Source organism: Alistipes sp. ZOR0009 (genome assembly GCF_000798815.1).
GTDB lineage: Bacteria > Bacteroidota > Bacteroidia > Bacteroidales > ZOR0009 > Acetobacteroides.
Map to the genome: position 1 here is coordinate 55,223 of NZ_JTLD01000110.1, position 26,648 is coordinate 81,870.

Sequence of the window (26,648 nt, forward strand, 5' to 3'; positions counted from 1 at the left end):
GTGCTGATTATTTGAGCACATAGACATCTTTACTCGCAAGCATTAGCAGCATTCGGCACATCAAAAACACCAAATACAACGTTAACAGGGGGTACTGTAAGTGTTGAAATCGACGATTTCAACATTGTTTTTGGCAAAAACGACATTGTTTTTGCCAAATTCAACGTCGTTTTTGGCAAATTCAACATTGTTTTTGGCAAATTCAGCGTTGTTTTTGGCATCTCCATTGATGAAATCGTCGTTTTCAACGTTGTTTTTGGCGTTTCCTTCGTTGAAAATGCCATTTTTAAAAGCAAAAAAACACCTAACCACCCAGTACTTGTAACCTAATAAGTACCCAATAGTATATTCTGCAGCAGATCTACTTCTTGCTCCAAATAAGGTTTATAGCAGCAGGATTGCTCTAATACTTTTCGCACCCAATTTTATAAAAGCATCAAATACCTGCACAAAAAAGGCTGGCAACCCTTAATTGTTGCCAGCCATATATCAAGTTGCCATATTCCTTTTTAGTAAAACACTACCTGATCTTTATCTTCCTTATACGACAATCCTAACCGCTGCGATAGGGTATCTAAGGTAGCCAAGGCAGATACCGGGGAGATGGTAAATGTTAGCGGATTGCTCATGCTAACGCTGGCTCTAAACACAAGCCTTTTCCCTACCAGCTTTTCAATTGGCTTTACCAGCTTAGCCAAGGGTGTTTTATCCGCCACAAGCTTATTGCTGCGCCAAGCAATTAGGTTTAGGTCGGCAGAAATAACCGTAACGGCTCCTGTAGAGTCGAGCGTAGCCATATTTTGCATCGGAACTTTATACGTTTTTCCCGCAACCAGCACCTCCACCGCCCCTTTTATGGCAATAACTTCAAAAGACGATGCGCCTGCGGCCACCACATTTACAATAGCATCGTTTGCAAACACCTTCGCGGCTGCAGTTCGTATGGTTAGAGGTCTTTCTGCAACCAGCGAAACCTCCAGCATCGCTTCTCCACTTAATGTTATCGTCCTATTTCGAGTTCCAAATGTTTTTCCATACCTAACGGCTGCGCCGCTATCCATGTACGCTCGGGTACCATCGGCAAGCAGCAGCAGCTCCGCTCTTTTCGAGGCCTTCACCTGCCAGTTGCCTCCTATATTTAGCACCAACGACGCAACCCCAGCGATGGCAAATAGGGCTGCAATCAACACCACCATTTTTACGATAGATCGGCTCAACGATTTTTGCTCCTCGGTGGATATCGGCCTTATTTCGGAGGCCATCATCTGCCAGGCTGCGGCACGATCTTGCGTAAACGCCTCCGACGCAAAGCCAAGCTCCTGCCACATTGCCTGTGCTTGCTCGTAAATCGAGCGGTTGTCTGCCGATTCAGCAATCCAGCTATCGAGCCTTGCCCGCTCCTGCTCCGAAGCAATTCCTCTAAATACGTTAGATAGTATATCCGTTGGTGTTTTCATAACCAGCATTTGTTTAGGTAAAGATAACCATTGGCAGGATGCGGAACTCATCAACATAAAAAAGCCTCCCCACTTTTAAAGTGAGGAGGAGTATCTAGTTGGCAGGTATCGATCTGATTTTTGTTTTAAAGAAGTTGGCCTCTGTGCCTCCTCCTGCGCCATCGCCGCTAAGTAGACGGTAAAAACCACAGTTTCCCCAGCTGGCTGGCCTATCTTCTATAGTATTATCCTCCTTGGTATCATTAGCAACGTAACGCGACACCATGCTTTGCCACCTAACAATTCGGGGTACGCTCCTTTCAAAAGCAAATAAATCCTTACTTGGGTTGGCCAGCTCGTTTAGGTAGGATATGTAGGCCGAGCGATAAGCGGGAATCGACAAAATTTTCTTTACAATGGGATTGCTATCCTTCCCCCAGTTGGTTGGGTCTTGAGTTCCTGAATTACCAACAATAAGCGAGGTTCCTAAGGTGTTGTCGTAATCGTATGGAATGAAGAAAAACTTTCCGCTAGCATTAAAGTAGAAATAAAAATTGTTGGAATTGCCCCAATAGTCGTCCCACATCCCAACCATAACGCTTACGGCGTAGGTTTTAAGAAACAGCTGCACGTCCATTTGTCCTTGCAGCCAACTTTGGAAGTCTGCACCAGCCTTTGCATTGAAATTTTGGATAAATGATGCCAGCTGAGCCTTTGCTTCGGCCAGCCTTTTATCGTTTGTTTTCAGGTCGTACACAAAATACTTCGAGAGGTTAGCATCTAGCTTAACATCCTCAACCCCCATACGCGACTGATCGGCATTTCGCAAATCGGCTCCATAGTTTGCCTTCCATAAAAAGCCATCCGTATCGCCAAAACCTACTTTTCTATTGGCAATATAGTCCTCGTCGACGCTCTCGACTAGCTGGTAAACGCCAAAGTAAGCAGCTTTTCCATCCTCCTTAATCTTTATGGTCAAGCGCACGTAGCTCGATTTAGGTGCAGTCCAAATTCCATAGCGCTCAAAGAGGTCGTAGCAGTACACCTCGCGAGAATAGGTCGGATCATCCTTAAACCACTTCAGGTTTATCTTTTGTAGCGTATTGAAGCGCTTACTTTTTACATACTTCTTAAAGTTTATCGCAAAATGGGCATGATGCCAGCTGGGGTTAATGCCATTATGAGCCTCTCCATGGGCACCTTCAGGCCTACGACGGCTGGTGTTTCCTCTAATTCTAATCCCAACGCTATCAATTTTCGCCTCCTTTCCGGTTTTTGTAAACAAGTAGTTGGCCATAATGTACTCCTCATTCTGCGGGTTGGTATCGAAGTTCGACAAAAGGGTATTCCACTGAGCAGTGGTAACCTCCAGTACGATTTCCGGTAACGCCTCGATGTCAAAAACATAGCGTAATGCTTCCACATCTCCAGGCAATGTAGGTACTTCGGGAGTTGGTTTAACCTCCTCAACATCTTTACTTCTACTACAGGAGAGTAGCAAAGCAACCGTAAATACAGAGAATATGACAAGTGCTTTTCGTTTCATCTATACGTCAATCTAATTTGCCTAAATATGATGCTATTGGTGTAAACTTCAAAATTCCACACTCCGACTACCTTCTATTCTATTTATAACGATTATGTAGCCATTCGAACAGCAGCAAACAATATTTAAACAACCGTGTGGGTAGTTTAACTAACCCAATATTTCTACTTTTACGTAAAATAAACTGGCATGATTAACCTTATACTTCAGCTAACCATTGCAATCTCCTCAATGGTTGGCTTCAGCAACCAAAGTCCAACTAAAAATATTTCAGACGGAAGTCATTACGAGCTTCCTAAGGAAAAAAGAAAAGGAGAAATAGTAAAGCACACCGCCTATACCCTTAACTACATCGAAAAATATGAGCAGGCATCGTGGGTAGCCTACCAGCTAACCGGCAATAATGTTGGTGGAGGTTTTGAGCGAACCAACAAGTTTATTGAAGACCCTCTCGTTTCAACGGGGTCGGCCACCAACAAGGATTACTCAAAGTCGGGGTACGACAGAGGACACCTTGCCCCTGCTGCAGACATGTCGTGGTCGGAAGAAACCATGAAAGAATCCTTCTTCTTTAGCAACATGAGCCCTCAAACGCCCGAATTCAACCGTGGAATTTGGAAAAAGTTGGAGGAGCAGGTTAGGGAATGGGCAAAGGATAACGAAAAGCTTTATATTGCAACTGGACCGATCCTAAAAGGCGACATGGAAACTATTGGGCCCAGCCATGTGGCTGTTCCAAAATACTACTACAAGGCTATACTCGACTATACCGATCCTGAAATTAAGGCAATCGGCTTCATCCTTCCCAACGAAGGGAGTACAGAACCTTTAAAAACCTTCGCAGTATCGGTTGACAGCCTCGAAAAAGTTACCGGCATCGATTTTTTTTACCAGCTACCCGACGATGTTGAAAAAAAGTTGGAAAGCAAATTTGACGCCAGCCTGTGGAGGTGGGAGAAGGCCAAGAAAAAAAGAAAAAATGCAGCTTCCAACGCCGACACAAACCATACAACGAGATTTTAAATACCAATATATCGGGTCAAATTTTTAACATTCATCAAATAGTAGACACCCATGAAAAAGTTCGCAATTGTACTTTCAGGATGTGGCGTTCAAGATGGAGCGGAAATCCACGAATCGGTAATGGCAATGCTTTCGGTTGATATGGCGGGCGCCACCTACCAACTTTTTGCACCAAACATTAACCAAACAAGGGTGATAAACCACCTCTCGGGTCAACCAACTAGCGAAACACGCAACGTACTTGTAGAGTCGGCAAGAATTGCTCGTGGAAATATAAAACCGCTTAACGAATACAACCCTTCCGAGTTTGATGCCATCCTATTTCCTGGTGGATTTGGGGCAGCACTCAACCTCAGCACCTTTGCAACAGAAGGAGCAAACATGAGCGTTAATCCAGATGTAGAAAAAGCGGTTAAAGCAACTCACAGCGCAGGCAAAGCGATTGGCGCAATGTGCATTGCTCCTGTAGTTATTGCCAAAATACTTGGAAAAGTTAATGTTACCATTGGTAACGATAGCGGTGTTGCTGCTGCAATTAGCGAATTTGGCTCGAAACACACCAATACCCATAAAGGAGAAGTGGTAGAAGATGGCGAGAATAAGATTTTCACAACCCCCTGCTACATGCTAGATTCGAGCATTAAAGATATTTTTGAGGGAGCGACAAATCTTGTTCAACAAATTTTAAAAAGCCTCAGCAAGTAACACATTTCCTCAGAAAATCGCTCAAAAACGCAAAATGGGAAGAAATGCGCCTCAAAAAAAACACTTTTTTAAACAAAATGCATCGACGTAAAAATAAAAAGATGTCTAACAAAAATATTTCACACCAATTTACAGGTGCAAAACCAGCCTTAAACAGGCTAAAAGACGATATACAAAGATTAAGAAGAATTTCCCTTACAAATATCCACACATCTAACAATGTTAATGTTTCAAAATTCACCAACAATGCTATCTTTGTCGATGGGGAAATTAAAAAAGGGGATTATGGGAATTTTTCTTACTTCAGCAATTATCCTTTGGTTTGGCTTGTTGGGCTATATCGCCAACGATTACTACAAGCTATGGAAAGCTTTAAACGAGAATTCCATTGGGGCGACAAAGCCAAAGGTGTAAATGAAAAATAGCGCTACCGTGTGATAGCGCTATTTTTTATTCTATTAATCTTATAGGTAAGATTCGATTGGAGCACAAGTACAAACCAAGTTTCTATCTCCGTATCCGTTATCTACACGAGTAGATGCAGGCCAGAATTTATTCTCCTCGATCCATTTAAGCGGATAAGCCGCTTTCATTCTGCTATATTTATGGTTCCACTCATCTGCTGAAACCTCTGTAGCCACGTGCGGAGCCATCTTAAGAACGTTATCCTCAGCATCTGCTGTTCCGTTCTTAATTTCCTCACATTCGTTCTTAATAGAAATCATAGCCTCCACAAAACGGTCAATTTCTTGAACCGATTCGCTCTCTGTTGGCTCAACCATTAAGGTTTCATGAACTGGGAACGATAAGGTTGGAGCATGGAATCCATAGTCCATCAAACGTTTTGCCACATCTGTAGCGTCCACACCATACTCTCTCTTAAGATGCTGAACATCGATAATACACTCGTGACCAACACGCCCAGTCTCTCCTGTATAAAGGGTGCTAAAGCAACCTTCCAACTTCTTAGACAGGTAGTTTGCGTTTAGAATAGCCATTTCTGTAGCATTCTTCAAGCCTTCGCCACCAAGCATTTTGATGTATCCATAAGAAATAGGAAGAACGCTTGCACTACCAAATGGAGCTGCAGCAACAGCGCTAATACCTTCGCTACCTCCTGCCTTAACCAACTTATGAGAAGGAAGGAACTTAGCAAGATGAGCAGCTACGCAGATAGGTCCAACCCCAGGACCACCACCACCGTGAGGAATTGCAAAGGTCTTGTGCAAGTTTAGGTGACAAACATCGGCGCCAATCGTACCTGGATTGGTTAACCCAACCTGTGCATTCATATTTGCACCATCCATATAAACCTGACCACCTGCGTTGTGAATGATATCCATCATATCCTTAATACGGCTTTCGAATACACCGTGTGTAGAAGGATAGGTAACCATCAACCCTGAAAGGGTATCGCTATACTTAGCAGCCTTTTCTTTTAGGTCATCAACATTAATGTTTCCCTTTTCGTCGCAAGCAACAACAACAACCTCCATTCCGGCCATCGCCGCAGAAGCAGGGTTGGTTCCGTGTGCCGATGCAGGGATTAAGACAATGTTTCTATGCCCTTGACCATTAGCTCGGTGGTATTCACGAATTACCATAAGGCCTGTGTACTCGCCATTCGCACCAGAGTTAGGCTGAAGAGAGGTGGCAGCAAAGCCGGTGATAACCGCTAAATCTTTCTCAAGATCAGCGATTAGCTCCAAGTAACCTTCAACCTGATTGCTAGGAGCAAATGGGTGTAGCGAGCTGAACTCGGGGAAACTCAAAGGAAGCATTTCAGCAGCAGCATTCAACTTCATTGTACAAGATCCCAATGAAATCATGCTATGCGTCAATGAAATATCTTTACGCTCCAACTTTTTGATGTAGCGCATCATTTCAGTCTCAGAATGGTACTTATTAAATACCTTTTCGGTCAAGATGGCTGATTCTCTTGCAAACTTTTTATCAAAAGCAACCTCTTCTCCAATTACAGCGGCGCTGCCATTGTTTTTTCCTGCAGCAACTGCAAAAATGTCAAGGACAGCCGCAATTTCCGCTTCGGTGGTTACCTCATCAAAGCTCATACGAACAACGTTGCTAGATGGGAAGAAGAAGTTAATTTCTTTCGCCAACGCCAGCTCTTCTATTTTCTTTACATCCGCCACTTCAACTTCTAAAGTATCAAAGAAGTTTACGTTACGTTGGGTATAACCAAGAACTTTTAAGCCGTTATTCACGGCTACAGCAGCATTATGAGCATGCAGCGCAATTCGTTTTACCCCTTCTGCCCCATAGTACACTGCAAACATACCAGCCATAGAAGCAAGTAGCGCTTGAGCGGTACAAATATTAGAAGTAGCCTTCTCACGCTTAATATGTTGCTCACGAGTTTGGAGCGCCATACGAAGAGATGGATTTCCGAGGCGATCTACAGAAACTCCAATAATACGGCCTGGCATGCTACGCTTGTATTCATCCTTGGTGGCAAGATAGGCAGCATGAGGACCGCCGAATCCCATTGGAATACCAAAACGTTGAGTAGATCCAACTGCAATATCAGCCCCCCACTCTGCAGGCGACTTAACCATTACAAGGCTTAAAATATCGCAGGCAGCGGTTACCAAAATCCCCTTTTCGTGACAAGCAGCAGCAAAAGCCGCGTAATCCTTAATCTCTCCTGAAGCGGTAGGGTACTGAACAATGGCGCCAAACATACGATCTGTTAGGCTAACCTCTTCGAACTTACCAACAACAACCTCTATTCCAAAAGGAACAGAACGAAGGTTAATAACATCAAGAGTTTGAGGAAAAATGTCCTCATCTACAAATAGAACATTCTTCCCAGCCTTTACAGCAGTACGCGAACGAGCACCAAACATCATTCCCATGGCTTCAGCAGCAGCTGTTGCCTCATCCAAAAGCGAACAGTTGCTAATCTCCATTCCTGTAAGGCTAATTACAGCAGTTTGGAAATTAAGCAGCGCCTCTAAACGTCCTTGAGATATTTCAGCCTGATATGGAGTGTAGGAAGTATACCAGCTAGGGTTCTCGAAGATGTTGCGTTGAATTACAGCTGGAGTATAGGTTGGATAGTAGCCCATACCTATAAAACTTCTGTAAATCTTATTCTTCGCTCCAATAGCCTTAATTTTTTGAGCAAATTCGTACTCGCTAATTCCCTTATCGAGCTTCAACGGTTCCTGCAGCCTAATAGACGTAGGAACAATTTGATTGATTAGCTCATCTACCGAAGAAACCCCAACAACCTTAAGCATTTCAGCTATCTCATGCTGACGTGGTCCATTATGTCTTCCGACAAATTTATCGTTTGCCATTATTTAGCTAATTACAAAGTGAGTATTCGAAATCAAAGCTTAAAATTACAAATTGCCTTTATATTTCTAGCTTAAATGGAACAAAAAAATTTCGTACTGTAAATTTTTATGTTAAAGTTCGAAAGGATGCTCATTCACAAAGGGGTTATACCTTCGCTCTTGCCCCAACGTACTCGATTCGCCATGACCAGAGTAGTAGCGAACTTCATCGCCAAGCGGCAAAACTTTCTTTATTATAGAACGAATGATCTCCTCATAGTCTCCTCCTGGCAAGTCGGTTCTTCCAATGCTCCCATTAAACAGGGTATCACCAACCATAATAATCTTTTGCTCATCACTATAGAAGCCGACCCCTCCTTTTGTGTGGCCTGGTAAACCAATTACCTTAAGTAGCGATTTTCCAAAAGAGATATCATCTCCATCTGAAATAAAATTCACCTTACAAGTTGGTTTTTCAATAACAAAACCAAAAGCGGAGCCCATTGCTGCCGACCTATTTATATTTTCCACTTCGTCAGCATGAATATACAGCTCGACCCCATATTTTTTACTCAAATACTCAACTCCAGAAATATGGTCAAGATGCCCGTGCGTATTTATCAGCTTTACCGGCTTCAGATTAAGCGCTGCAATAAAGCTATCCATATCCTCCTGCTCCTCGGAACCATATACTCCCGCATCTACAATTACGCATTCGCCTGTTTCGTCGTAAAGGATGTAGGTATTTTCCTTAAATGGATTGCAAACAAAAGTCTTAACTGTAATCATATTGTAAAATTGTGAATTATCTGCCATTAACACCTTTGAGCATTGGAACAAAAACAAAGTTTCCGTGCTCACAAACAGCCACCTCGGTTGATGATACTTTATCAATAGAAGTCATCACCTGATTATTAATGGGGCCAACAGGTATAACCATTCGTCCTCCAACAGCCAGCTGCTCCACCAGCAATCGAGGAATTTCAGGCGCCCCTGCTGTAACAATTATCTTATCGTAGGGAGCATAGGTTGGTTTTCCTTCGTATCCATCTCCCAAAAAAAATTGAGGATTGTATCCCAAGCGATTTAAAAGATGCCTACATGATAAAAACAGTTCCTGCTGCCTTTCGATGGTATACACCTTCGCCCCCAACTCCGACAGTATGGCCGCCTGATAACCAGAGCCAGTACCAACTTCAAGAACCTTATCCCACTGCTTTAAGGATAGAAGTTCTGTCATAAAAGCAACGGTGTAGGGCTGCGATATCGTTTGTCCGGCAGCAATAGGGAAAGCCTTATCCTGATAGGCGAATTCTACAAACCCGCTATCCATAAAAAGATGGCGAGGCACCTTATCAAAAGCAATCAAAACACGCTCATCTCGAATCCCCTTCATTCGAAGCTCATCGATAAGCCTACGTCTCAACCCTTTATGCCTAAAGTTATCTTCAAATTCAGCAATTGACATTACCACTATTTTTTACAAAGATACCTTTTGAAAGGAGTTTCCCAATCCGTTTTAAACAAAGGTTGAACGTACGGAAAACTTTATAGCTAAAAGCGTTTCTAGGAACTGTACTTATTGCTACATTTGAACTATAAACCATTCAACCCATGCAAATCGGACTCTTCAAAAACTCAAAATCGCCTCTTCAAGAGCTGATGCTTGACCTTTCGAAAGAGCTAAACTTCGATTTAATAACAATCAACAGCCTTGAAGATAAAGCCATAAGCAACGTTGATGGACTTATCGTATCTGACGAATTTAAAAGTTCGGCAGACATTGCCAATACGCTTAAACGCTTTAAGAACATCCTATTCCTAAATCCTGATGTAGCATCAACAATTCTAACCCAAGACCTTTCCATAATCTGCGAAGAGGCAGAAGTTGAGCTACAGATTGCAGGACCGGCCATCCATCCTCAAGTTTTCAATTTCATAGCAAGAAATAGCTCTGCGCCATACTATGTTAGGGTTATTAAAGAGACGCACTCGTTGGAGGATATTTCGTTTAACACCCTTTACCGTTTGCTGTACTGGTGTGCGTTTTTTTCGGAAGGAGATGTTCGTAAGTTTAAGATGAGCGTTTCGCCTGCGATAAGTTCTGAAGGCATACTGCTATATGGAAGGACAGAATCTGCGCTTAGCGTACCCGTTGACATCTGGTTTACCAACCTAGGATTTAAGGACAAGGAGGTTGTAAAGGTATTTACCCAAACCGAAGTTTTGGACTTAGACTGCCAAACGAACGTCCTAATGGCAAAAAACAAAGACGGTGAAGCCATCGAAAGTTATGAGCCTATCGCCCACTCAGGAGAAGTGTACGTCCGCTCTTTCATCGGACATCTGCAAAAAAAAGGAGCCAAACCGCACAACTTGGCCCTCGCCAAATTCTTAAAAATGGTCGAGTTTTACAACTCCATGAAAAGAAGCATCAACTTATAGAAAATTAAAAAGGCTACCGAAAGGCAGCCTTTTTAATATCTTGCAGGTTAAATACTAGTATTTACCTCTTGACTCGTCAGAAACGGTAAGTTTTTTTCTACCTTTTGCTCTACGAGAAGCAAGCACACGACGACCATTAGCAGTCGACATTCTTTCTCTGAAACCGTGCTTGTTTCTTCTCTTCCTCTTCGATGGTTGGTATGTCCTTTTCATTGGGAGACTCTTTAAACTATATTGTTAACTTGTTACTCTTTTTTTCGAATTGCAAAAATAGCCTTTTTTTCGTTCTCGCAAATACAATTGTATTAAAAAATTGCAGTGCTAAGATGTTTTTTAGCCTTTAATCACTTTTGGAGGTAAACCACCTTCTTTGTTTCAAAGAACTCATCATCAAAGAAGTCTGGAATATTAAAAATATCACGGCTGTAAGGAACTGTGCTTAACTCTTCTGTCAAATCGCCTCCTTTTAGGTACAAAATACCGTTGGGAATCGCGTGATTTCCTCGAGGAATGATCTTTTTCCAAACCCAAGAGCAAAATGTTTTGATGTCCGTCACGGCACGGCTCACCACGAAATCGTAGTTTTCGGGTAAGTTTTCGGCTCTAGCTTGCATTGCCTTTACATTTTTAAGGCCTAACGCCTCTGCCACATTTTGAACCACAGTTATTTTCTTACCTATAGAATCAACCAACGTAAACTGCACCTCTGGGAATAGTATGGCAAGAGGAATCCCTGGGAAGCCTCCCCCTGTTCCCACATCGAGGATTTTTGTTCCCGGCTTAAACGTCACAACCTTGGCTATAGCCAACGAGTGCAGCACATGCTTAACGTAGAGGTTATCTATATCCTTCCGAGAAATTACATTGATTTTATCATTCCATTCAGAGTACAAGTCCTTCAGCATTCCAAATTGGCGTTTTTGTTCGTCAGTTAGGTTGGGGAAGTACTTTTCTACGATTTCCATTACAGCGGATTATCTTTATTGTGTTTCATATAACTCGAGAGGAGCTCTTTTGCCCTAAAAAGTTGAGCCTTAACCGTCCCTATTGGAAGTTCCAACTCTTCGGCAATCTCCTCGTACGAGTATTCCTTAAAATAGCGAAGTTCTAACAGCCTTCTATACCTCGGTTTCAACTTCGAAACTAGGTCTTGTATAAGCTTTACATTTTGCTCCTTTATCATCGACTCTTCTGGATTCGGCGTACTTGCCACGATATCCACGTGCGAAGGAGAGTTGTCGTCGGTGTCGTTTGGCTGATCAATTGACACGATGTTTGCCTTGTTTTTTCGAATAAAATCGATACAGTTGTTGGTCGCAATTTTAAACAGCCAAGTACTAAATGCGAAGTTGGGTGTGTAAAGGTGAATGTTTCGAAAAGCCTTACCAAAAGCTTCGATAGTTAGATCTTCTGCATCAATTTTGTTGTTAACCATTTTGAGCAAAAGAAAAAACAACGCATCCTTATACCTATCCATCAGCTCGGCATACGCCTTTTGGTCGCCTACCAGTGCTTGCTGAACAAGTTTGTAGTCATATCTTGCCTTATCCGATAAATTAGGGTCTAGCTCCATTGTTGCCGCTTGGGTGTAAATTTGCGCTTAAGGTAAATTGCAAGATACAAAACAGGCGATACAATATCAAAAAACATCATAAATAACCATATTCCTCTCTCCTGCAACTTGTTTATTGCTGTCTTAAAGCATATATTAATAACAATAAAACGAAGAGAAATGGCAAAAATAGCCACATAAGGAATTGGCAAAAGAAAAATCAACGGAATTGAGGTAGCAAAAAAGAGCAAACGGCTTGCCATTTCGAGTGATAGGCTAAACTTTGAAGCAAACCTATAGCGCTTGTAGGTAGTCCCATGACGAGCCTTTTGAACCATCCAGCTACTCCATGAAGCCTTCGGTGCTGTAACCAGTAGCGCCTCCTTCGAAATGGCCACTCGGGTATTATACCTGTTGGCAACCTCGTTTACGAACAGGTCGTCGTCTCCCGAAAGCAGAGAGTGATGGCTCGCAAAACCTCGATTCTTTAAAAAGAGGCTTTTCCTGTAGGATAGATTACGGCCAATTCCCATGTATGGAGCGCCACTCAAAGCTAACCCTAAGTAGTTTAATCCTATAAAGAACGCATCACAACGAATTATCTTATTCAAAAATCCCTTTTTACGCTCGTAGCCACAGTACCCCAACACCACATCGGTGTTAGCACCGTAGGCATTAACCATCTGCTTGAGCCACTGATTCGATTTTGGAGTGCAATCGGCATCAGTAAGCACAATTTGGTCGTACATGGCCGATTTAATACCAACGGTAAGGGCTAATTTTTTCCCATGAAAGAACTTTTCATCCTTTTTGATGAAGGTTTGGCGTAAGTGAGGATATTTTACCTTCAACGATTTCAGAAGAATGGATGTATTATCTTCAGAACAATCGTCGACAACCACTATTTCAAAGTTAGGATAGTCCTGCTCGGCAATAAGTGGAATATTTTTCTCCAGATTATCCTGCTCATTTCGTGCACAAATCACCACCGAAATCTTAGGCCAATCGGTTTTTGAGGCATCAATCACCACCTGTTTTCTTCGTCCAACTCGACCATAAATACCTATATAGTAAATAAGTTGAATAAGAAGAGTTAATCCAAGGAGTGAAAGCAATGCAATCTGATACCCCTCTAAATCGTTGATAAAATTGTACACCATTTACACACGTTCAAAATATTCGGCAATTTTATCAAAGTTTTTTATCTTTTCGTTCTTGTTCGGGATATTTATTTAGCTCTTATCAAATAGTTAACAGTAGCTACATTATTTTTTAATGAATTAAAAGTAGTATGCAGTGCGTTTTTTAATTGTTATTTTTGCGCTCATTTTCAACAAAACGGAACATGAAGTTCGATTTAGTTAGTACAGATTCTGGATCTAAAGCACGTGCAGGGGTAATAACCACCGACCACGGACAAATTCATACGCCAATATTTATGCCCGTGGGAACGGTAGCAACCGTAAAAGGGGTTTTCCATCGCGATTTAAAGGAGCAGGTGCAAGCCGAAATCATACTAGGCAACACCTACCATCTTTACCTTCGTCCAGGACTTGACGTGCTTAAGGCTGCAGGCGGACTTCATAAATTCAGCTCGTGGGATAGACCGATTTTGACAGATAGCGGCGGTTTTCAGGTATTTTCTCTTGCAGAAAACAGGAAGCTTACTGCCGAAGGATGCACCTTCCGATCGCATATCGATGGATCAAAGCATATGTTTACACCCGAAAACGTAATGGATATCCAACGTGTTATCGGGGCAGACATTATTATGGCATTTGACGAGTGCCCTCCTGGAACAGCGACCTTTGACTACGCGAAGAAGTCGTTAGACCTAACCCAGCAGTGGCTAGAACGCTGCGTTAAGCGTTTTGATGAAACAGAAGGGTTGTACGGCTACTCGCAAACGCTCTTCCCTATTGTACAGGGATGCGTTTATCCCGAGCTCCGTATTAAGGCTGCCGAACATGCGGCTGCACTAGATAGAGAGGGATACGCAATTGGCGGTTTAGCGGTAGGCGAACCAGTCGATCAAATGTACGAGATGATTGAGGTGGTAAACGAAGTTTTACCACAAACCAAGCCTCGCTACCTAATGGGCGTTGGAACCCCTGTAAATATTCTCGAAGCCATATCGCGAGGAGTAGACATGTTTGACTGCGTAATGCCAACCCGAAACGGACGCAACGGAATGCTCTTCACCAGCGAGGGAATTATCAACATTAGGAACTTAAAGTGGAAAGACGACTTCTCGCCAATAGACAGCAACGGGATGGCGTTTGTAGATCACGACTACACCAAAGCCTACCTTAGGCACCTATTCATATCAGATGAAATGCTAGGGGCTCAAATTGCGTCGATGCACAACCTGGCATTTTACCTATGGCTTGTAAAAGAGGCTCGCAAGCACATTTTGGAGGGTGATTTTGCCCAGTGGAAGGCGATAATGGTACCGAAGCTAGCAACCCGTTTGTAATTTTGTTTAACAAACAACATTTATTAGCTTCGCAGCCCATATGCTTTCGTAACTTTATTGGCATCTATTAAACAAACATCGGATGAAATTTAGACTCTTAAAGCGTCTTGATATCTATATAATTAAGAAATTTATCGGGACCTATTTCTTTGCAATACTCATCATTATTGGCATATCCGTAGTGTTTGATGCGGCAGAGAAGATTGACGACTTTATGGAGAAGAGTGCGCCGCTGAAGGCGATTATCTTCGACTACTACATGAATTTCATCCCCTACTTTGCCAGCCTTTTCAGCTCGCTAATAACGTTTGTGGCAGTAATCTTCTTCACTTCGAAGATGGCCTACAACACGGAAATTGTGGCGATACTGGCCAGCGGGGTAAGCTTTAAGCGGCTGCTTTATCCCTACTTTGTAGCAGCGCTATTTATCGGAACGCTAAATTTTGTGCTGGTTGCCTTCATTATTCCGCGAGCAAACGAGATCAAGATCGATTTCGAAAATAAGTACGTAAAAAACCAGTACGTAAACGAATCGTCAAACATACACCGCCAGCTATCGCCCAATACCTTTGTATATATGGAGAGCTTTGCGGTATACTCCAAGACAGGCTACAAATTTTCGTTGGAGAAATATGAGAAGAATAAGCTGCGCTCGAAGCTGATGTCGGACTACGCGCAGTGGGACTCCACAAGCAACAAATGGACCGTTTACAACTACTATATAAGAGACTTTAGCGATAGAAAGGAAACCATACGCCGAGGCGAAAAGCTCGATACGCTGATCGATCTTAGTGGACAGGAGCTCTCGCAGCGCGCGAATGTGGTTGAAACGATGAACATCTTTGAGCTGAGCCATCAGATAAAAAAGCAAAAGGCTAGAGGCGCAGATGACGTGGTGATTCTGCAAACGGAAATGAACAAGCGCTACGCCTATCCCCTTAGTACCTTTATTCTTACAATTATTGGAGTATCTCTCTCGTCACGAAAGGTGAGAGGCGGAATTGGACTTCACATTGGGCTAGGTATACTGCTAAGTTTTGCCTACATCCTGTTTATGCGCTTTAGTGAAATGTTTGCCGTTGGAGGTTTAATTTCTGCTAACGTCGCCATTTGGGTACCCAACGTGCTATTTGCATTCATTGCCTTCTATCTGTACAGAAAAACACCGAAATAGAGGTTGAAAATCAGAACATCCAGCCGCTTCTGCAGGTGCTGCACTTTTTGCAATGTATAATATATTGTGCAAACGCAAATTGTTAAAACCTTCACAAGCTAGCTGATGTTGGGAGAAAATTAGCTAGAATTGTACCCGATTTGAGAATGGGGACGACGCTGGCTGTTCGTCCCCCAGTTATCAACTAACACAAAATACACATGCCTTTGAAAAAGAAAATTCTTGAGCTTAAGAAGCGCAAGGAGGAAGTATTACAAGGAGGTGGCCCGCAAGCCATTGCTAAGCAGCAGGCTATGGGAAAAATGACGGCACGCGAACGCATCCTTTCTCTTTTGGATGAGAACTCATTCCACGAGTATGACCTTTTCGTAGAGCACACAGCTCGCGAATTTGGAATGGATGGAAAAGTGCTAGCTGGAGATGGAGTAGTGATTGGTACTGGTTCAATATTTGGATCGCCCGTTGCAATCTTTGCACAAGACTTCACCGTTATGGGCGGATCTCTAGGCCTTATGCACGCCCGCAAGATTACCAAGATTATGGACTATGCGCTAAAAATGCGCCTTCCATTAATCGGAATTAACGACTCTGGTGGTGCACGTATTCAAGAAGGAGTTAACTCGCTTGCAGGATACGGTGAGATTTTTTACCGTAACACCATTGCTAGCGGCGTAATTCCACAAATTTCGGTAATTCTTGGTCCTTGTGCTGGTGGTGCTGTATACTCTCCCGCCCTTACAGACTTCGTATTTGTGGTAGATAACATCTCTAAGATGTTTATTACCGGACCAGAAGTTATTAAGTCGGTTCTTGGCGAAGAGATTTCGCAGGAAGAGCTTGGTGGTGCACGCGTACACTGCGAAACTACCGGTAACGCCCACTTCTTTGCCAACAGCGAGGCAGAGTGCTTTGATCAGATCAAGAAGCTGATTTCACTCATCCCCCGCAACAACAACCAAAAGGCGCTTCGCTTTGAACCAAAGCAGCCTAGCGCACAGTACAAGATTGAGAACATTGTCCCAGACAATCCCAATAAGCCATACGATGTACGCGATGTAATTCGTGCCGTTGTAGACGACTCTGACTTTTTCGAAATTCAGGAGATGTGGGCACAAAACATCGTTATCGGCTTTGGCCGCCTAAACGGAGACACCGTTGGCTTTGTAGCCAACCAGCCTAAGGTACTTGCTGGGGTGTTGGATTGCGACTCGTCTGATAAGGCTGCTCGCTTCATCCGTTTCTGCGATGCGTTTAACGTTCCGATTGTAACGCTAGAAGACCTTCCAGGGTATCTTCCTGGGGTAGATCAGGAGCACCAAGGGGTAATTCGTCACGGAGCAAAGATGCTGTACGCCTACAGCGAAGCAACCGTGCCACGTATCACCGTTATCCTTCGTAAGGCATACGGTGGAGGATACATTGCGATGAACTCGCGCCACCTACAAGCCGACTTCGTGTTTGCTTGGCCGCTGGCAGAGATTGCGGTAATGGGTCCTGAAGGTGCCGCTAACATCATCTTCCGCAAGGAGATTATGGAGGCCGAAAACCCAGACGAAATGCGCAAGCTAAAGGTAGAAGAGTACAAGGAGAAATTTGCAAACCCATACGTGGCTGCTGCAAAAGGGTATGTTGATACCGTTATTGAGCCACAGGAAACCCGCAAATTCTTGATCCACGCTCTTGAAGTATCGCTAGATAAGGTGGTTGAGCGTCCATCGCGTAAGCACGGAATTCCTCCATTTTAATCGACGGTATTATGAGCAACGCAGAAGAGAAAAAACCAGAGTACATCGAGTTTGTGGTGGACGATACGGTTTACGAAACAACCGTAAGCAAGAAATACACAAACCGCAAACCATGGGAGCGTCCAAACCCAAATCTTATTGTATCATTCCTACCCGGAACCATTCTTGAGTTATACGTAAAAGAGGGTGATGCAATTAAAGCTGGAGAGAAGATGCTGCTATTTGAAGCAATGAAGATGCACACTGCAATCAACGCGCCTTTTAACGCAACCGTAAAGTCCATAAAGATTTCGGTTGGCGATAAGGTTCCTAAGGGAGAGCTGCTGATTGAGCTAGAATAACAAAAAGGGGAGGATTTGCATCTTCCCCTTTTTTATTCCAAAGAGTTGCAGAAATAGGGAAACTCATCCGTAATATAAGCTGCTCGCTAACTACAAACGTTAAGGCATAAAATCGTCCAACCAACCATCTCAAGCATCGGCATTTGATAAGCCAGCATTGGCACCTAGTTTTTGCCAATGCTGCATGCATATACTAGCGGCTGAAAAATATATTTATTCGTTATTCGCCAAATTTAGAAAATCGTGACATCTAAAGTAATGCGATTAATTTGAGAAAAGAGGTTTTAGCGAGTTCCTCTCTCCTATTTTCCCCCATAACCTGCCTCCTGAGATACACGCCTAATTGCGTTTTTCGCATCAAGATAACGAACTCCATCCGTCCCTATTTTATAAGATTGGCGAAGTATATGAAGAATCTGTTCATTACTTAAAGACGGACTTTTCTCCTTAATCAATGCGATAACTCCAGCAACAATAGGAGCCGTTTGAGAAAAGCCCCAGGTAAATGGGAACTCATTCTCATCATTAAAACCTGTCCCTATAACATTAATAGAAGAAGTACTCGTTTTTTCTGTCACAAACTCTATTGGAGTTGTTTTTACAACATCGTTACGAGAGCCAGAATAGTGGATATACACAAAACAAACATTCATTAAAGAAGCTCGATCAATAGCACTATCGAGCATGGCCTGTTCGGAAGGATCTACAGGTTGATGACTTAAACTAATAATATTTGCTCCTTGATTTAATGCATAGTCAATTCCCTTAACATAGCCTACACAACTTGCCATATAGTTTGTATCCGTAATACGAATGGGAATAATGCTTACTTCAGGAGCTACATCCAGCAATTTCCGCGCCATCCATGTACCGTGCCCCTCATTCCCTTGGTCATAGCGCACAGATGGAAAAACGGAACCTGGATTAACGTAATGCTTAGTAATAGCAGTATCTGCACAACTAAATAAATGATCGAGAATCGCCACCTTGATCCCTTTCCCTGTTCCTATAAGACGAAGTGAATCGAGTTGAAGTACGCCATAGGACCATTCGTTAGGCTTATATGAATGATGAGCAACGAACAAGCCTGCATCAAAGTACCGTCCATAAAATTTACTATTGAGTTTCGCATTAACATTTGAATGCTTAGCAACTTCTACGTTAAAAGAACTATCGGTTGGCTTGATTATAGAAAAGTGCAAAACGTCATTTCCATTCGTCAATTTAACATCTCCCCATATTGCCTTTTTAGAATACCTCCTCAACTCACTTTTAAGTTGCTTAGAAGACAGCATAGGGTGACTCCCTTTATAAAGAGCAAGTCCTGCTGCAACAGGAAGAGCACAGCTCTCCAGTCTTCCTTTTAGCCTAACATTAGCGTTGGGATATCCCTCGTCTTCGATGTCAACATAGGCAAACAAATCGATAGGAAACTGTCGTATAAAATCTAAATCACCGATAACCATACTAGGACCATGTGCTCCAACAATAACAGCACCTAATGCAGAAGCCCGTTCCAAAAACATTCTCCATGCTTTAGAGCCGTGAGCCGAATTCATCTCCTTAAAGAGAGCTGGCACAACAACTACATTCCCCATACTAATCTGCTGGCTAATACATCTTAACAAGCCTTTGTAAGAAGTTGGTGTTGGTTCCTCTAGCAAAAGAGTTACTCCTGGTTTAACAGATTTCGCATCACCTATAAACTGAGATAGTTTCAAGGTTTGAAAACACCCCTTTGGAACAAGCTGACATAATAGCATAGAGTCCTGCCTGTTTAGAGACTTAGAAACAACGGTGATAGGAACAGATCTCCCTCTGCATGCCTCCCATGCCAAAGGAAAGTTACAAAAGTTGGCAGTAAAATTCGAGGAAGGAACAGGATACTCTACCAACTGACCAAATAGACTCCCCATAAGAAGACTGAATAATATTAACATCTTAGCCTTTTTCATATTTTTTTGCAAGAATTTAAACAATAGACGACCGAGCACCACAAAGGTTACAAGTCACATCCTTTCTTTTAATAAATAATAGCCGTTCAGAAAGGGTGTAAAAAAAGAGGCTGCTTTAAAAGGCAGCCTCTTTACTATATTTTAGATCTTAAATTAAAATCGAGCAATAGCGTCTTCAATTTCGAGTGTTAGCACGTCGCGCAGCTGAAGGCCCATTGCCTCAACCTGCTTAGGCACTATGCTAGCGGGGCTCATCCCTGGAATGGTGTTAATCTCGATAAAGTAGAGCTTATCGTTGCTGTAGATGTAGTCTACACGCACAATACCGCGACAGCCAAGCACGTCGTAGATGTGCGAAGAAAGTTCCTGAACACGCTCGGTAACCTCCTCAGAGATGCGGGCAGGAGTGATTTCCTCCGACATGCCTGAGGTGTACTTTGCCTCATAGTCAAAAAACTCCTTCTTAGGAACAATCTCTGTAACCGGAAATACAAGCGCCTTGCTTGGCGTCTTAATAAGGCCGTTGCCCAACTCGATACCCGTAATGCACTCCTCGATCAGGATGCTGTCGCCCTCGGTAAAGGCAGTATCGATGGCAGCCTGCAGCTGGTCGGCACCCTTAACCTTAGTAACGCCAAAGCTGCTACCGCTAGCATTGGGCTTAACAAACATAGGTAAACCTAGCTCCTCAACCAGCGCCTGGGTGTCTATTTGCTGTCCCTTACGGAACATATAGCCACGAGCCATATCCACGCCCTCATCCTCGAGGTACTTTTTGGTGGCATACTTATCGAAGGTAAGCGCCGAGGTAAAGGTGCGGCATCCTGTATATGGAAGGCGAATTAGGTCGAAATAGGCTGGGAGAATACCATTCTCACCAGGGGTTCCATGAATAACCATCAGCGCACAATCGAAGGTAACCTTCTGCCCGTTTTGCTGAAACGAGAAATCATTCTTATCGATGCTGATATCCTGAACTCCATCCTGCTTTACAGTCCACTCGGCACCCTTTATGAATATGGTGTAAGGGTTGTACAAGCTGCGGTCGATAACATCGGCCAGCTGTTGGGCGCTCTTAAAGGAGATAACGGCCTCCGAAGAGTCGCCTCCCGCTAAAATGGCAATGTTTTTTTTACTCATATCGGTTGATATTATTCCAATTCAGTTTTTTTATTGAGTACAGAGTATTGGGTACTGAGTACAGAGTAATGAGTAATGGGTATTGAGTATTGAGTAATGAGTAGAAGTGTCTCACATTCATATCTCATATCACACATCTCATATCTCAAATCGCATATCTCACATCTCATATCACAAAAACTACTCCTCCTCTATCTCGCGGCTAGCAACATAGGTACGCCAGCGCTCTAGGAGCTGCTGCATATCGGATGGCAGCTCGCTCTCGAAGTACATTTCCTGCTTGGTTCGTGGATGCACAAAACCCAACGAACGAGCATGAAGCGCATGACGAGGGCAGATTTCGAAGCAGTTATTTACAAACTGCTTGTACTTGCTAAACGTTGTCCCCTTCAGAATTTGATCGCCACCGTAACGCTCGTCGTTAAAGAGCGGATGCTTCATAAACTCCATATGGACTCGAATCTGATGCGTACGCCCCGTTTCGAGACGGCACTCGATGAGGTTTACGTAGCCTAAGCGTTCGAGTACCTTATAGTGGGTAACGGCATGCTTCCCCTGATCGCCCTCGGGATAAACGGCCATTTTAAGCCGATCTTTGGTGCTACGGGCAACATTCCCCACAATAGTCCCCTCCTCCTCTTCCATATTACCCCAAACCAACGCGTTATAAACACGCTTGGTGGTATGATCGAAGAATTGCTTGGCAATGTAGGCATGCGCAAACTCGTTTTTGGCAATCACCAAAATACCAGAAGTATTCTTATCAATTCGGTGTACCAGTCCTGCTCGCATATCGCCTGTTTGAAAAAGGGGCACATCCTTTAGATGGTAAGTAAGCGCATTTACCAGCGTACCCGTATAGTTTCCGTGGCCAGGATGCACCACCATGCCCGCCTCCTTGTTAAGGACAATCACATCCTCGTCCTCGAACAGGATGTTAAGCGGTATATTTTCGGGAATTATCTCTAGCTCCCTACGAGGATAGGGTAGCACAATGGAGATAACATCCTGCGGTTTTACCTTATAGTTCGATTTTACAGACTTCCCGTTAACAAGAATGTTGCCCGCATCTGCCGCACTCTGTATGCGGTTGCGCGAGACCTTCTCCATGCGGTTGGTAAGCCACTTATCGATACGGAGCATCCCCTGCCCCTTGTCGACAGAAAAGTTGAAGTGCTCGTACAGGCCCGACTGCTCGTCCTCCTCTTCCTCTTCGTTTTCGTTCAACAAGTCCGGGTCTTCGTATTCGTCCTTCATCAATTTATCAGTAATAATTTTAGAAACCTGTGTTAGCGGCCGATGCGGTATCGGCTGTATCAGTAGCAACCGTATCGGCTCCATTTGGAGAAACCATCATCCACGAAAGCGGTCTCTTGTGAGGATCCTTCGAAAGAAAGATATTCACCTTGCGACCAAACAGCAATTTTGAACGGTATGATGGATTTTGGTAGTACACCTTAGCCTGAATGGAGTCGATCGAGTTACGAACAGTCTCGTCGTAAACCGCCTCGCCCACATTGAGGTAAGACTCTACGATGGCCGATCGAGCATGGTCGAACGTTTGGCCCACCACGTTAGGCGCTTCGGTCATTTCGCCACCAGCAAGGCCAACCACCAGCTCGATAGCCGTGCTAACAGGAATTTTAGTACCTGTATAAAGCGTACGACCGTGGTAGCGCTGCTCGAGCACGTTGTTGGTTGCAATATCGCTCACGTAGGTAAGCTTACCCACCGCAAAACCTTGCGATTCGAGAATAGCCTTAGCCTGACGCAACGAGAATCCAACCACGTTAGGCACCTTGCTAAGCTTTGGCGTGCGGGTAATTATGGTTACAAAGATTTTACGACCTCGCTTAACCTGTACGCCAGGTTCTGGATTTTGATCTATAATCATCCCAGCCTTTCGTCCAGGAATATAAATAGAATCGGCAATTTGAATTTCGAGATTGGCGTCATCGGCAGAAGCGGTAGCCTCGTCAATCATCATTCCTCTAAACTCGGGTACAGGCTGGCTAATACCATGCAGGGTTATAACATTCAGAAAAACTGAAATTACCAACCAGCTAAGAACAACTACTCCGAAAGCGATGATAAGCTGACGACTATAAACGTTACCCCATGCACGTTTAGCCTTTACTCGTATTGTTTTTGCGATTTTATCAAAATCCATACTCACTGATTTAAAGCGCTAATAAAATTCAAACAAAGATATAATTATCTGCATTACGATCTGCCTATAAAATTGTGAATAGCACCGATCGGCTCACAAAAAATGTTGAAGAAAAAGCGAAGAAAGAATTAACACTACTAAGAAAACATTGGCAAACTAGAATTATGTACAACAACTTGCAACTAACTTATAAATAATCATTCTAAATTTATTCACACACCCCCTCCGGGGGATAATCTGAGTTAAATTTATATAAATTGGCAAACTGAATTGGAAAAATACTACTACGAACTAAAAAAGAATAGCATTATGTATAAAGTTGATATTCACCCGATACTGGAAGTACCCAGGGGTGAAGCGGTCGAGTTTATATTCAACGGGAAACCCGTTGCAGGGGAGAAAGGATTAACCATTGCAACGGCTCTACACCGGGCAGGATTCCCCGTCCATAGCCACAGCATCGACAACAGAGAAAGAAGCCTAGAATGCGGCATTGGCAAGTGTGGTGCTTGCGAAATGCTGGTTGATGGTATTGCAAAGCGTATCTGCATAACTCTTGTTGATAGCGTAAAGGAGGTAAAGGAAATTCCCCACGACTACATCCCCGACTCGAAGTTAAACGCCCAACAGAAGGAGGAGAAGGTATACAGAACCTCTGTAGCGATAATAGGTGCTGGACCCGCAGGTTTGGCAACCCGCGAGCTACTTTTAAAAAACAACATTCCGAACCTAGTTCTCGACAACAACAGCAAGATTGGCGGGCAATTCAACATGCAAACACACCAGTTCTTCTTTTTTGAAAAGGAGAAGAAGTTTGGAGGTATGCGCGGATTTGACATCGCCCAAACCCTTGCAGGTGAGAATGCCGACGGGATATTGCTAGACAGCACCGTATGGGATATACTAGAAGGGAAGCGTATTGCCGTAAAGAATATTGCCACGGATGAGATTTACTACGTTGACGCGGATTACCTGGTAGTTGCAACTGGAGCAGTACCATTTATGCCCGCATTCGAAAACGACGATCTTCCGGGAGTATATACCGCTGCGGTAGTTCAGAAGATGATGAACCAGGAGTTTACGCTTTTGGGCAAAAATGTGCTTACCATCGGAGCAGGAAATATTGGCTACCTAACCTCGTACCAGCTGATGCAGGCTGGTGCCAACGTGAAAGCAATAGTGGAGGCAGCACCCAACGAAGGTGGATTTCCGGTGCAGGCCAATAGGGTTCGCCGACTGGGAATTCCTATAATGCTTTCGCACATCCTTGTTAAGGCTGTTCCCAATAAGGAGCACAACGGTATTGTTGGCGCCGTAATTGCCGAATGCAAAAACTTCTCCCCCATCCCGGGAACCGAAAAATATATTGATGGGATTGATGCCATAAACATCTGTACGGGGCTATTCCCCGACAACCACCTTCTAATTAAAGGAGATGAGGTGTTTGGACGCCACTGCTACGGTGCTGGCGATGCCATACGCATTGGTGAAGGAACAAGCGCGGTTCTCCGCGGACAGCAGGTTGCCTACGAAATAATGCAGGAGATAGGGATTAAAACATCCTACACCGACTATCTCGCCGTATCAAAAGAGTATATCGAATCTCAACAGCATCCCGTAAAGCTGCTCAACGAACCTTTAAGGCCAAGCGGAGAGCGACTCGAAAAACCATTCGTTATCGCCGACTGCCTTTACGGCTTCGCATGCAACCCCTGCAGCTTTGCCTGTCCACAAAACGCCATCACCAAGAACTCGACCAACACCACTCCAACCATCGACTACACCAAATGTACCGGCTGCATGCAGTGCGTAACGCAATGCCCTGGCCTAGCTATATTTGGATACAACCTAAAAAATAACCAGCTATTCCTTCCTATCGAATTCTTCGTAGAGGAGGGAAAAGAGGTATACCTTGTTGACAATAACGGACAAACGCTAGGCGAAGGTGTCATCGAAAGGGTGATGACCAAGTCCAACAAAACCAACATGGCTAGGGTAAAAATAGGAAGCACTACCACTAGCGACATTACCGAAATCAGAGGATTCATTCCAAAAGAAAAATTCCCTGAGCCTGTAGTCCTAAAGGATGCACCCGCAAACATAGAGACAGAAACCTACCTGTGCCACTGCGACGATGTACCGCTGGACGAAGTGCTGAAGGTTATTGGAAAAAGAAAGTTTATTTCGGCAGATGAGATTAAGCATACCACCCGCCTAGGGATGGGCCCTTGCCGAGGAAAGCGCTGCATGAAGCGCCTAAAGGTTGCCTTAGCCCCACTCGGGATTGAAATCGTAGGCGACTCTAACCCTAGAGGTCCCCTTTCGAACCAAATTACCCTTGGAGAAGTAAAGCCTAACGGCAGAAGCGAGAAAATAATTGCGGATATCAACGCCACCCCAACGCGCAAGGTTAAAGTTACATCGCTAATTGCAGGCGGAGGAATAGCCGGAAGCTCCCTATTCTTCCATATGGCAAAGGCGGGCATGAAACCAACGCTGCTAAACTTCGGCAGAGGCTCGTCGTGGAGAAATATAGCAGGAGGACGCCCTGCCTTTAGTATCCCCGAAATTGCAGAGATAGCAGGCCGAAGCCACGACCTCTTTAGGCAGCTGCACAAGGTTTCGAACATTGATTACCGCCCGATAAACTACGTAAACTTTGCGCACGACGACAAGACCTACCAAGCATTGGAGGCATCAATGGCTTGGTCTAACGCCTACATGGTAGATCCAAAAGATTTTGCCACCGAAATATCGTCGCTAATAAACCCAAATCTGAACCTTTACAAAGGAGCCCTTATCACCCGCGACTGCTGGCAGGCCACTCCCGGAAAAACGGTAGACCTAATTCGCGACCTAGGGATACACCATGGAGGAACCATAGAGGAGGACAGCGAGCTGATAAGCATCCATAAGGATGGGAAAGAGTTTGTAGCGCTGGTACGCAACCACAAAAAGGAGTATACGGAGTATCGCACGGAGGTATTTGTAAACTCTCTTGGCGGAGATGCCGACCGATTTGCCAAGCAGCTGGGCTACCAGTTGGGCATGTATCCCGTAAAGCATCAAGCCTTTATCACCCGAAGGCTACCCTGGCTGGGCGCAAACAATACGCCGCTAGGCATGCTTATAGATCGCCGTAAGTATAAAGGATTTGTGGCGGTTTACGGACAGCAGCTGGCCGAAACGGGACAAATCATAGGCTGCGCATCGCCAATGACCGACCCTCAGGAAGCAGGTAGAAATCTGGCCGTCAACTCTAAGGAGTTTATCGAAATTGTGTCTGAAGTGTTTACGGAATGGATTCCAAACCTTTCGAACATCGGATTCCAAGCATTCTGGGCAGGCTACTATACCGAACCTCGTATGTATATCGATACAGAAGCAGGGCTTTTAGTTGGGCTCAGAGGGCAAGGATTTATGCTTGGACTAGAGCTTGCTAGGCTGTATGTAGATAAGATTACAGGAAAGCCAACACCCGCCTACTTCGATAGGCTATCGATAAAAGGTGATGGGCTACTAGAAACCGCTTTTAAATAGCAAACAGAAAGAGAGGCTGTCTTAAAAGTATCAAGATACAAGAATCAAGTATCACGAAATGAAGCCACAGCGTACAGCAACGTGGTTTAACCTGTAGT

General features: G+C 44.0%; 23 protein-coding genes. 9 read left to right on the top strand and 14 right to left on the bottom strand.

Annotation, left to right across the window (positions count from 1 at the left end; genetic code table 11):
- Window positions 1-29: 29 nt before the first annotated feature.
- The 3 genes from L990_RS16795 to L990_RS16805 form a co-directional block, all read right to left on the bottom strand.
- A complete protein-coding gene (locus L990_RS16795) occupies window positions 30-284 on the bottom strand; it encodes a hypothetical protein (RefSeq protein ID WP_156121660.1) in 255 nt (84 codons plus the stop codon).
- A gap of 225 nt (window positions 285-509) precedes the next feature.
- Complete coding sequence (locus tag L990_RS16800; RefSeq protein ID WP_197057323.1) at window positions 510-1,457, bottom strand: FecR family protein; 948 nt, start codon at window positions 1,455-1,457, stop codon at window positions 510-512.
- 94 nt (window positions 1,458-1,551) lie between these two features.
- Window positions 1,552-2,982 (bottom strand): CotH kinase family protein, encoded by a 1,431-nt coding sequence (locus L990_RS16805; RefSeq protein ID WP_047451833.1) that lies wholly within the window; start codon window positions 2,980-2,982, stop codon window positions 1,552-1,554.
- A gap of 189 nt (window positions 2,983-3,171) precedes the next feature.
- On the opposite strand from L990_RS16805, the gene L990_RS16810 reads away from it, so the two are divergent.
- The 3 genes from L990_RS16810 to L990_RS20130 are packed head-to-tail and all read left to right on the top strand — an operon-like array spanning window position 3,172 to window position 5,135.
- The gene (locus L990_RS16810; RefSeq protein ID WP_052181108.1) at window positions 3,172-4,005 is read left to right on the top strand and encodes a DNA/RNA non-specific endonuclease; all 834 of its coding nucleotides are present in this window, start codon (window positions 3,172-3,174) and stop codon (window positions 4,003-4,005) included.
- A gap of 51 nt (window positions 4,006-4,056) precedes the next feature.
- Complete coding sequence (elbB, locus tag L990_RS16815) at window positions 4,057-4,710, top strand: isoprenoid biosynthesis glyoxalase ElbB (RefSeq protein ID WP_047451836.1); 654 nt, start codon at window positions 4,057-4,059, stop codon at window positions 4,708-4,710.
- Between the two features lie 44 nt (window positions 4,711-4,754).
- Window positions 4,755-5,135: a hypothetical protein gene (locus tag L990_RS20130; protein ID WP_156121661.1), complete on the top strand. Its 381-nt coding sequence runs from the start codon at window positions 4,755-4,757 to the stop codon at window positions 5,133-5,135.
- A 39-nt stretch (window positions 5,136-5,174) separates the two neighbouring features.
- On the opposite strand, the gene gcvP is transcribed toward L990_RS20130, so the two are convergent.
- From gcvP to L990_RS16830, 3 genes are all read right to left on the bottom strand, one after another.
- Window positions 5,175-8,033, bottom strand: a complete 2,859-nt coding sequence (gene gcvP / locus L990_RS16820) for an aminomethyl-transferring glycine dehydrogenase (protein WP_047451840.1) — start codon at window positions 8,031-8,033, stop codon at window positions 5,175-5,177.
- Between the two features lie 111 nt (window positions 8,034-8,144).
- Window positions 8,145-8,801, bottom strand: coding sequence for an MBL fold metallo-hydrolase (locus L990_RS16825; protein WP_047451961.1), 657 nt, complete (start codon window positions 8,799-8,801; stop codon window positions 8,145-8,147).
- Between the two features lie 16 nt (window positions 8,802-8,817).
- On the bottom strand, window positions 8,818-9,480 hold the full coding sequence (locus L990_RS16830) for a protein-L-isoaspartate(D-aspartate) O-methyltransferase (protein WP_047451846.1): 663 nt from the start codon (window positions 9,478-9,480) through the stop codon (window positions 8,818-8,820).
- A gap of 146 nt (window positions 9,481-9,626) precedes the next feature.
- Between L990_RS16830 and L990_RS16835 the strand changes: the two genes are divergently transcribed.
- Entirely contained in the window at window positions 9,627-10,457 is an 831-nt protein-coding gene (locus L990_RS16835; protein WP_047451847.1) for a hypothetical protein, read from the top strand.
- A gap of 54 nt (window positions 10,458-10,511) precedes the next feature.
- On the opposite strand, the gene rpmH is transcribed toward L990_RS16835, so the two are convergent.
- The 4 genes from rpmH to L990_RS16850 all read right to left on the bottom strand — a co-directional run bounded on the left by rpmH (window position 10,512) and on the right by L990_RS16850 (window position 13,169).
- Window positions 10,512-10,670 carry a 50S ribosomal protein L34 gene (rpmH, locus tag L990_RS19750; RefSeq protein WP_081981776.1) on the bottom strand — a complete coding sequence of 53 codons (159 nt, stop codon included), beginning with the start codon at window positions 10,668-10,670 and terminating at the stop codon, window positions 10,512-10,514.
- A 131-nt stretch (window positions 10,671-10,801) separates the two neighbouring features.
- On the bottom strand, window positions 10,802-11,422 hold the full coding sequence (rsmG, locus tag L990_RS16840) for a 16S rRNA (guanine(527)-N(7))-methyltransferase RsmG (RefSeq protein ID WP_047451850.1): 621 nt from the start codon (window positions 11,420-11,422) through the stop codon (window positions 10,802-10,804).
- Window positions 11,422-12,030, bottom strand: a complete 609-nt coding sequence (locus L990_RS16845) for an RNA polymerase sigma factor (RefSeq protein ID WP_047451851.1) — start codon at window positions 12,028-12,030, stop codon at window positions 11,422-11,424. Before L990_RS16845 ends, rsmG begins: the two co-directional genes overlap by 1 nt.
- Window positions 12,021-13,169 (bottom strand): glycosyltransferase, encoded by a 1,149-nt coding sequence (locus L990_RS16850; RefSeq protein ID WP_047451852.1) that lies wholly within the window; start codon window positions 13,167-13,169, stop codon window positions 12,021-12,023. Before L990_RS16850 ends, L990_RS16845 begins: the two co-directional genes overlap by 10 nt.
- Before the next feature lie 185 nt (window positions 13,170-13,354).
- On the opposite strand from L990_RS16850, the gene tgt reads away from it, so the two are divergent.
- The 4 genes from tgt (at window position 13,355) to L990_RS16870 (ending at window position 17,745) form a co-directional block, all read left to right on the top strand.
- On the top strand, window positions 13,355-14,485 hold the full coding sequence (gene tgt, locus L990_RS16855) for a tRNA guanosine(34) transglycosylase Tgt (RefSeq protein WP_047451854.1): 1,131 nt from the start codon (window positions 13,355-13,357) through the stop codon (window positions 14,483-14,485).
- An 82-nt stretch (window positions 14,486-14,567) separates the two neighbouring features.
- Window positions 14,568-15,659 carry an LptF/LptG family permease gene (locus tag L990_RS16860; RefSeq protein WP_047451857.1) on the top strand — a complete coding sequence of 364 codons (1,092 nt, stop codon included), beginning with the start codon at window positions 14,568-14,570 and terminating at the stop codon, window positions 15,657-15,659.
- A 200-nt stretch (window positions 15,660-15,859) separates the two neighbouring features.
- A complete protein-coding gene (locus tag L990_RS16865; RefSeq protein WP_047451859.1) occupies window positions 15,860-17,404 on the top strand; it encodes an acyl-CoA carboxylase subunit beta in 1,545 nt (514 codons plus the stop codon).
- An 11-nt stretch (window positions 17,405-17,415) separates the two neighbouring features.
- Window positions 17,416-17,745 carry a biotin/lipoyl-containing protein gene (locus L990_RS16870; protein WP_047451861.1) on the top strand — a complete coding sequence of 110 codons (330 nt, stop codon included), beginning with the start codon at window positions 17,416-17,418 and terminating at the stop codon, window positions 17,743-17,745.
- Between the two features lie 302 nt (window positions 17,746-18,047).
- Here L990_RS16870 and L990_RS16875 read toward each other — a convergent pair whose 3' ends face one another.
- From L990_RS16875 to L990_RS16890, 4 genes are all read right to left on the bottom strand, one after another.
- Entirely contained in the window at window positions 18,048-19,700 is a 1,653-nt protein-coding gene (locus tag L990_RS16875; protein ID WP_047451863.1) for a S8 family peptidase, read from the bottom strand.
- 153 nt (window positions 19,701-19,853) lie between these two features.
- Window positions 19,854-20,840 carry a D-alanine--D-alanine ligase gene (locus L990_RS16880; RefSeq protein ID WP_047451864.1) on the bottom strand — a complete coding sequence of 329 codons (987 nt, stop codon included), beginning with the start codon at window positions 20,838-20,840 and terminating at the stop codon, window positions 19,854-19,856.
- Between the two features lie 180 nt (window positions 20,841-21,020).
- Window positions 21,021-22,097 carry an RluA family pseudouridine synthase gene (locus L990_RS16885; protein WP_047451865.1) on the bottom strand — a complete coding sequence of 359 codons (1,077 nt, stop codon included), beginning with the start codon at window positions 22,095-22,097 and terminating at the stop codon, window positions 21,021-21,023.
- Between the two features lie 19 nt (window positions 22,098-22,116).
- The gene (locus tag L990_RS16890; RefSeq protein ID WP_047451869.1) at window positions 22,117-23,010 is read right to left on the bottom strand and encodes a PASTA domain-containing protein; all 894 of its coding nucleotides are present in this window, start codon (window positions 23,008-23,010) and stop codon (window positions 22,117-22,119) included.
- Window positions 23,011-23,319: 309 nt separating this feature from the next.
- Between L990_RS16890 and L990_RS16895 the strand changes: the two genes are divergently transcribed.
- Window positions 23,320-26,550 carry an FAD-dependent oxidoreductase gene (locus L990_RS16895; RefSeq protein WP_047451963.1) on the top strand — a complete coding sequence of 1,077 codons (3,231 nt, stop codon included), beginning with the start codon at window positions 23,320-23,322 and terminating at the stop codon, window positions 26,548-26,550.
- Window positions 26,551-26,648: the final 98 nt, after the last annotated feature.

Bases quoted from the DNA above. Each gene is read 5' to 3' on its own strand.
- L990_RS16795 (WP_156121660.1), bottom strand. From the start codon at position 284: ATGGCATTTTCAACGAAGGAAACGCCAAAAACAACGTTGAAAACGACG.
- L990_RS16800 (WP_197057323.1), bottom strand. From the start codon at position 1,457: ATGAAAACACCAACGGATATACTATCTAACGTATTTAGAGGAATTGCT.
- L990_RS16805 (WP_047451833.1), bottom strand. From the start codon at position 2,982: ATGAAACGAAAAGCACTTGTCATATTCTCTGTATTTACGGTTGCTTTG.
- L990_RS16810 (WP_052181108.1), top strand. From the start codon at position 3,172: ATGATTAACCTTATACTTCAGCTAACCATTGCAATCTCCTCAATGGTT.
- elbB (WP_047451836.1), top strand. From the start codon at position 4,057: ATGAAAAAGTTCGCAATTGTACTTTCAGGATGTGGCGTTCAAGATGGA.
- L990_RS20130 (WP_156121661.1), top strand. From the start codon at position 4,755: ATGCGCCTCAAAAAAAACACTTTTTTAAACAAAATGCATCGACGTAAA.
- gcvP (WP_047451840.1), bottom strand. From the start codon at position 8,033: ATGGCAAACGATAAATTTGTCGGAAGACATAATGGACCACGTCAGCAT.
- L990_RS16825 (WP_047451961.1), bottom strand. From the start codon at position 8,801: ATGATTACAGTTAAGACTTTTGTTTGCAATCCATTTAAGGAAAATACC.
- L990_RS16830 (WP_047451846.1), bottom strand. From the start codon at position 9,480: ATGTCAATTGCTGAATTTGAAGATAACTTTAGGCATAAAGGGTTGAGA.
- L990_RS16835 (WP_047451847.1), top strand. From the start codon at position 9,627: ATGCAAATCGGACTCTTCAAAAACTCAAAATCGCCTCTTCAAGAGCTG.
- rpmH (WP_081981776.1), bottom strand. From the start codon at position 10,670: ATGAAAAGGACATACCAACCATCGAAGAGGAAGAGAAGAAACAAGCAC.
- rsmG (WP_047451850.1), bottom strand. From the start codon at position 11,422: ATGGAAATCGTAGAAAAGTACTTCCCCAACCTAACTGACGAACAAAAA.
- L990_RS16845 (WP_047451851.1), bottom strand. From the start codon at position 12,030: ATGGAGCTAGACCCTAATTTATCGGATAAGGCAAGATATGACTACAAA.
- L990_RS16850 (WP_047451852.1), bottom strand. From the start codon at position 13,169: ATGGTGTACAATTTTATCAACGATTTAGAGGGGTATCAGATTGCATTG.
- tgt (WP_047451854.1), top strand. From the start codon at position 13,355: ATGAAGTTCGATTTAGTTAGTACAGATTCTGGATCTAAAGCACGTGCA.
- L990_RS16860 (WP_047451857.1), top strand. From the start codon at position 14,568: ATGAAATTTAGACTCTTAAAGCGTCTTGATATCTATATAATTAAGAAA.
- L990_RS16865 (WP_047451859.1), top strand. From the start codon at position 15,860: ATGCCTTTGAAAAAGAAAATTCTTGAGCTTAAGAAGCGCAAGGAGGAA.
- L990_RS16870 (WP_047451861.1), top strand. From the start codon at position 17,416: ATGAGCAACGCAGAAGAGAAAAAACCAGAGTACATCGAGTTTGTGGTG.
- L990_RS16875 (WP_047451863.1), bottom strand. From the start codon at position 19,700: ATGAAAAAGGCTAAGATGTTAATATTATTCAGTCTTCTTATGGGGAGT.
- L990_RS16880 (WP_047451864.1), bottom strand. From the start codon at position 20,840: ATGAGTAAAAAAAACATTGCCATTTTAGCGGGAGGCGACTCTTCGGAG.
- L990_RS16885 (WP_047451865.1), bottom strand. From the start codon at position 22,097: ATGAAGGACGAATACGAAGACCCGGACTTGTTGAACGAAAACGAAGAG.
- L990_RS16890 (WP_047451869.1), bottom strand. From the start codon at position 23,010: ATGGATTTTGATAAAATCGCAAAAACAATACGAGTAAAGGCTAAACGT.
- L990_RS16895 (WP_047451963.1), top strand. From the start codon at position 23,320: ATGTATAAAGTTGATATTCACCCGATACTGGAAGTACCCAGGGGTGAA.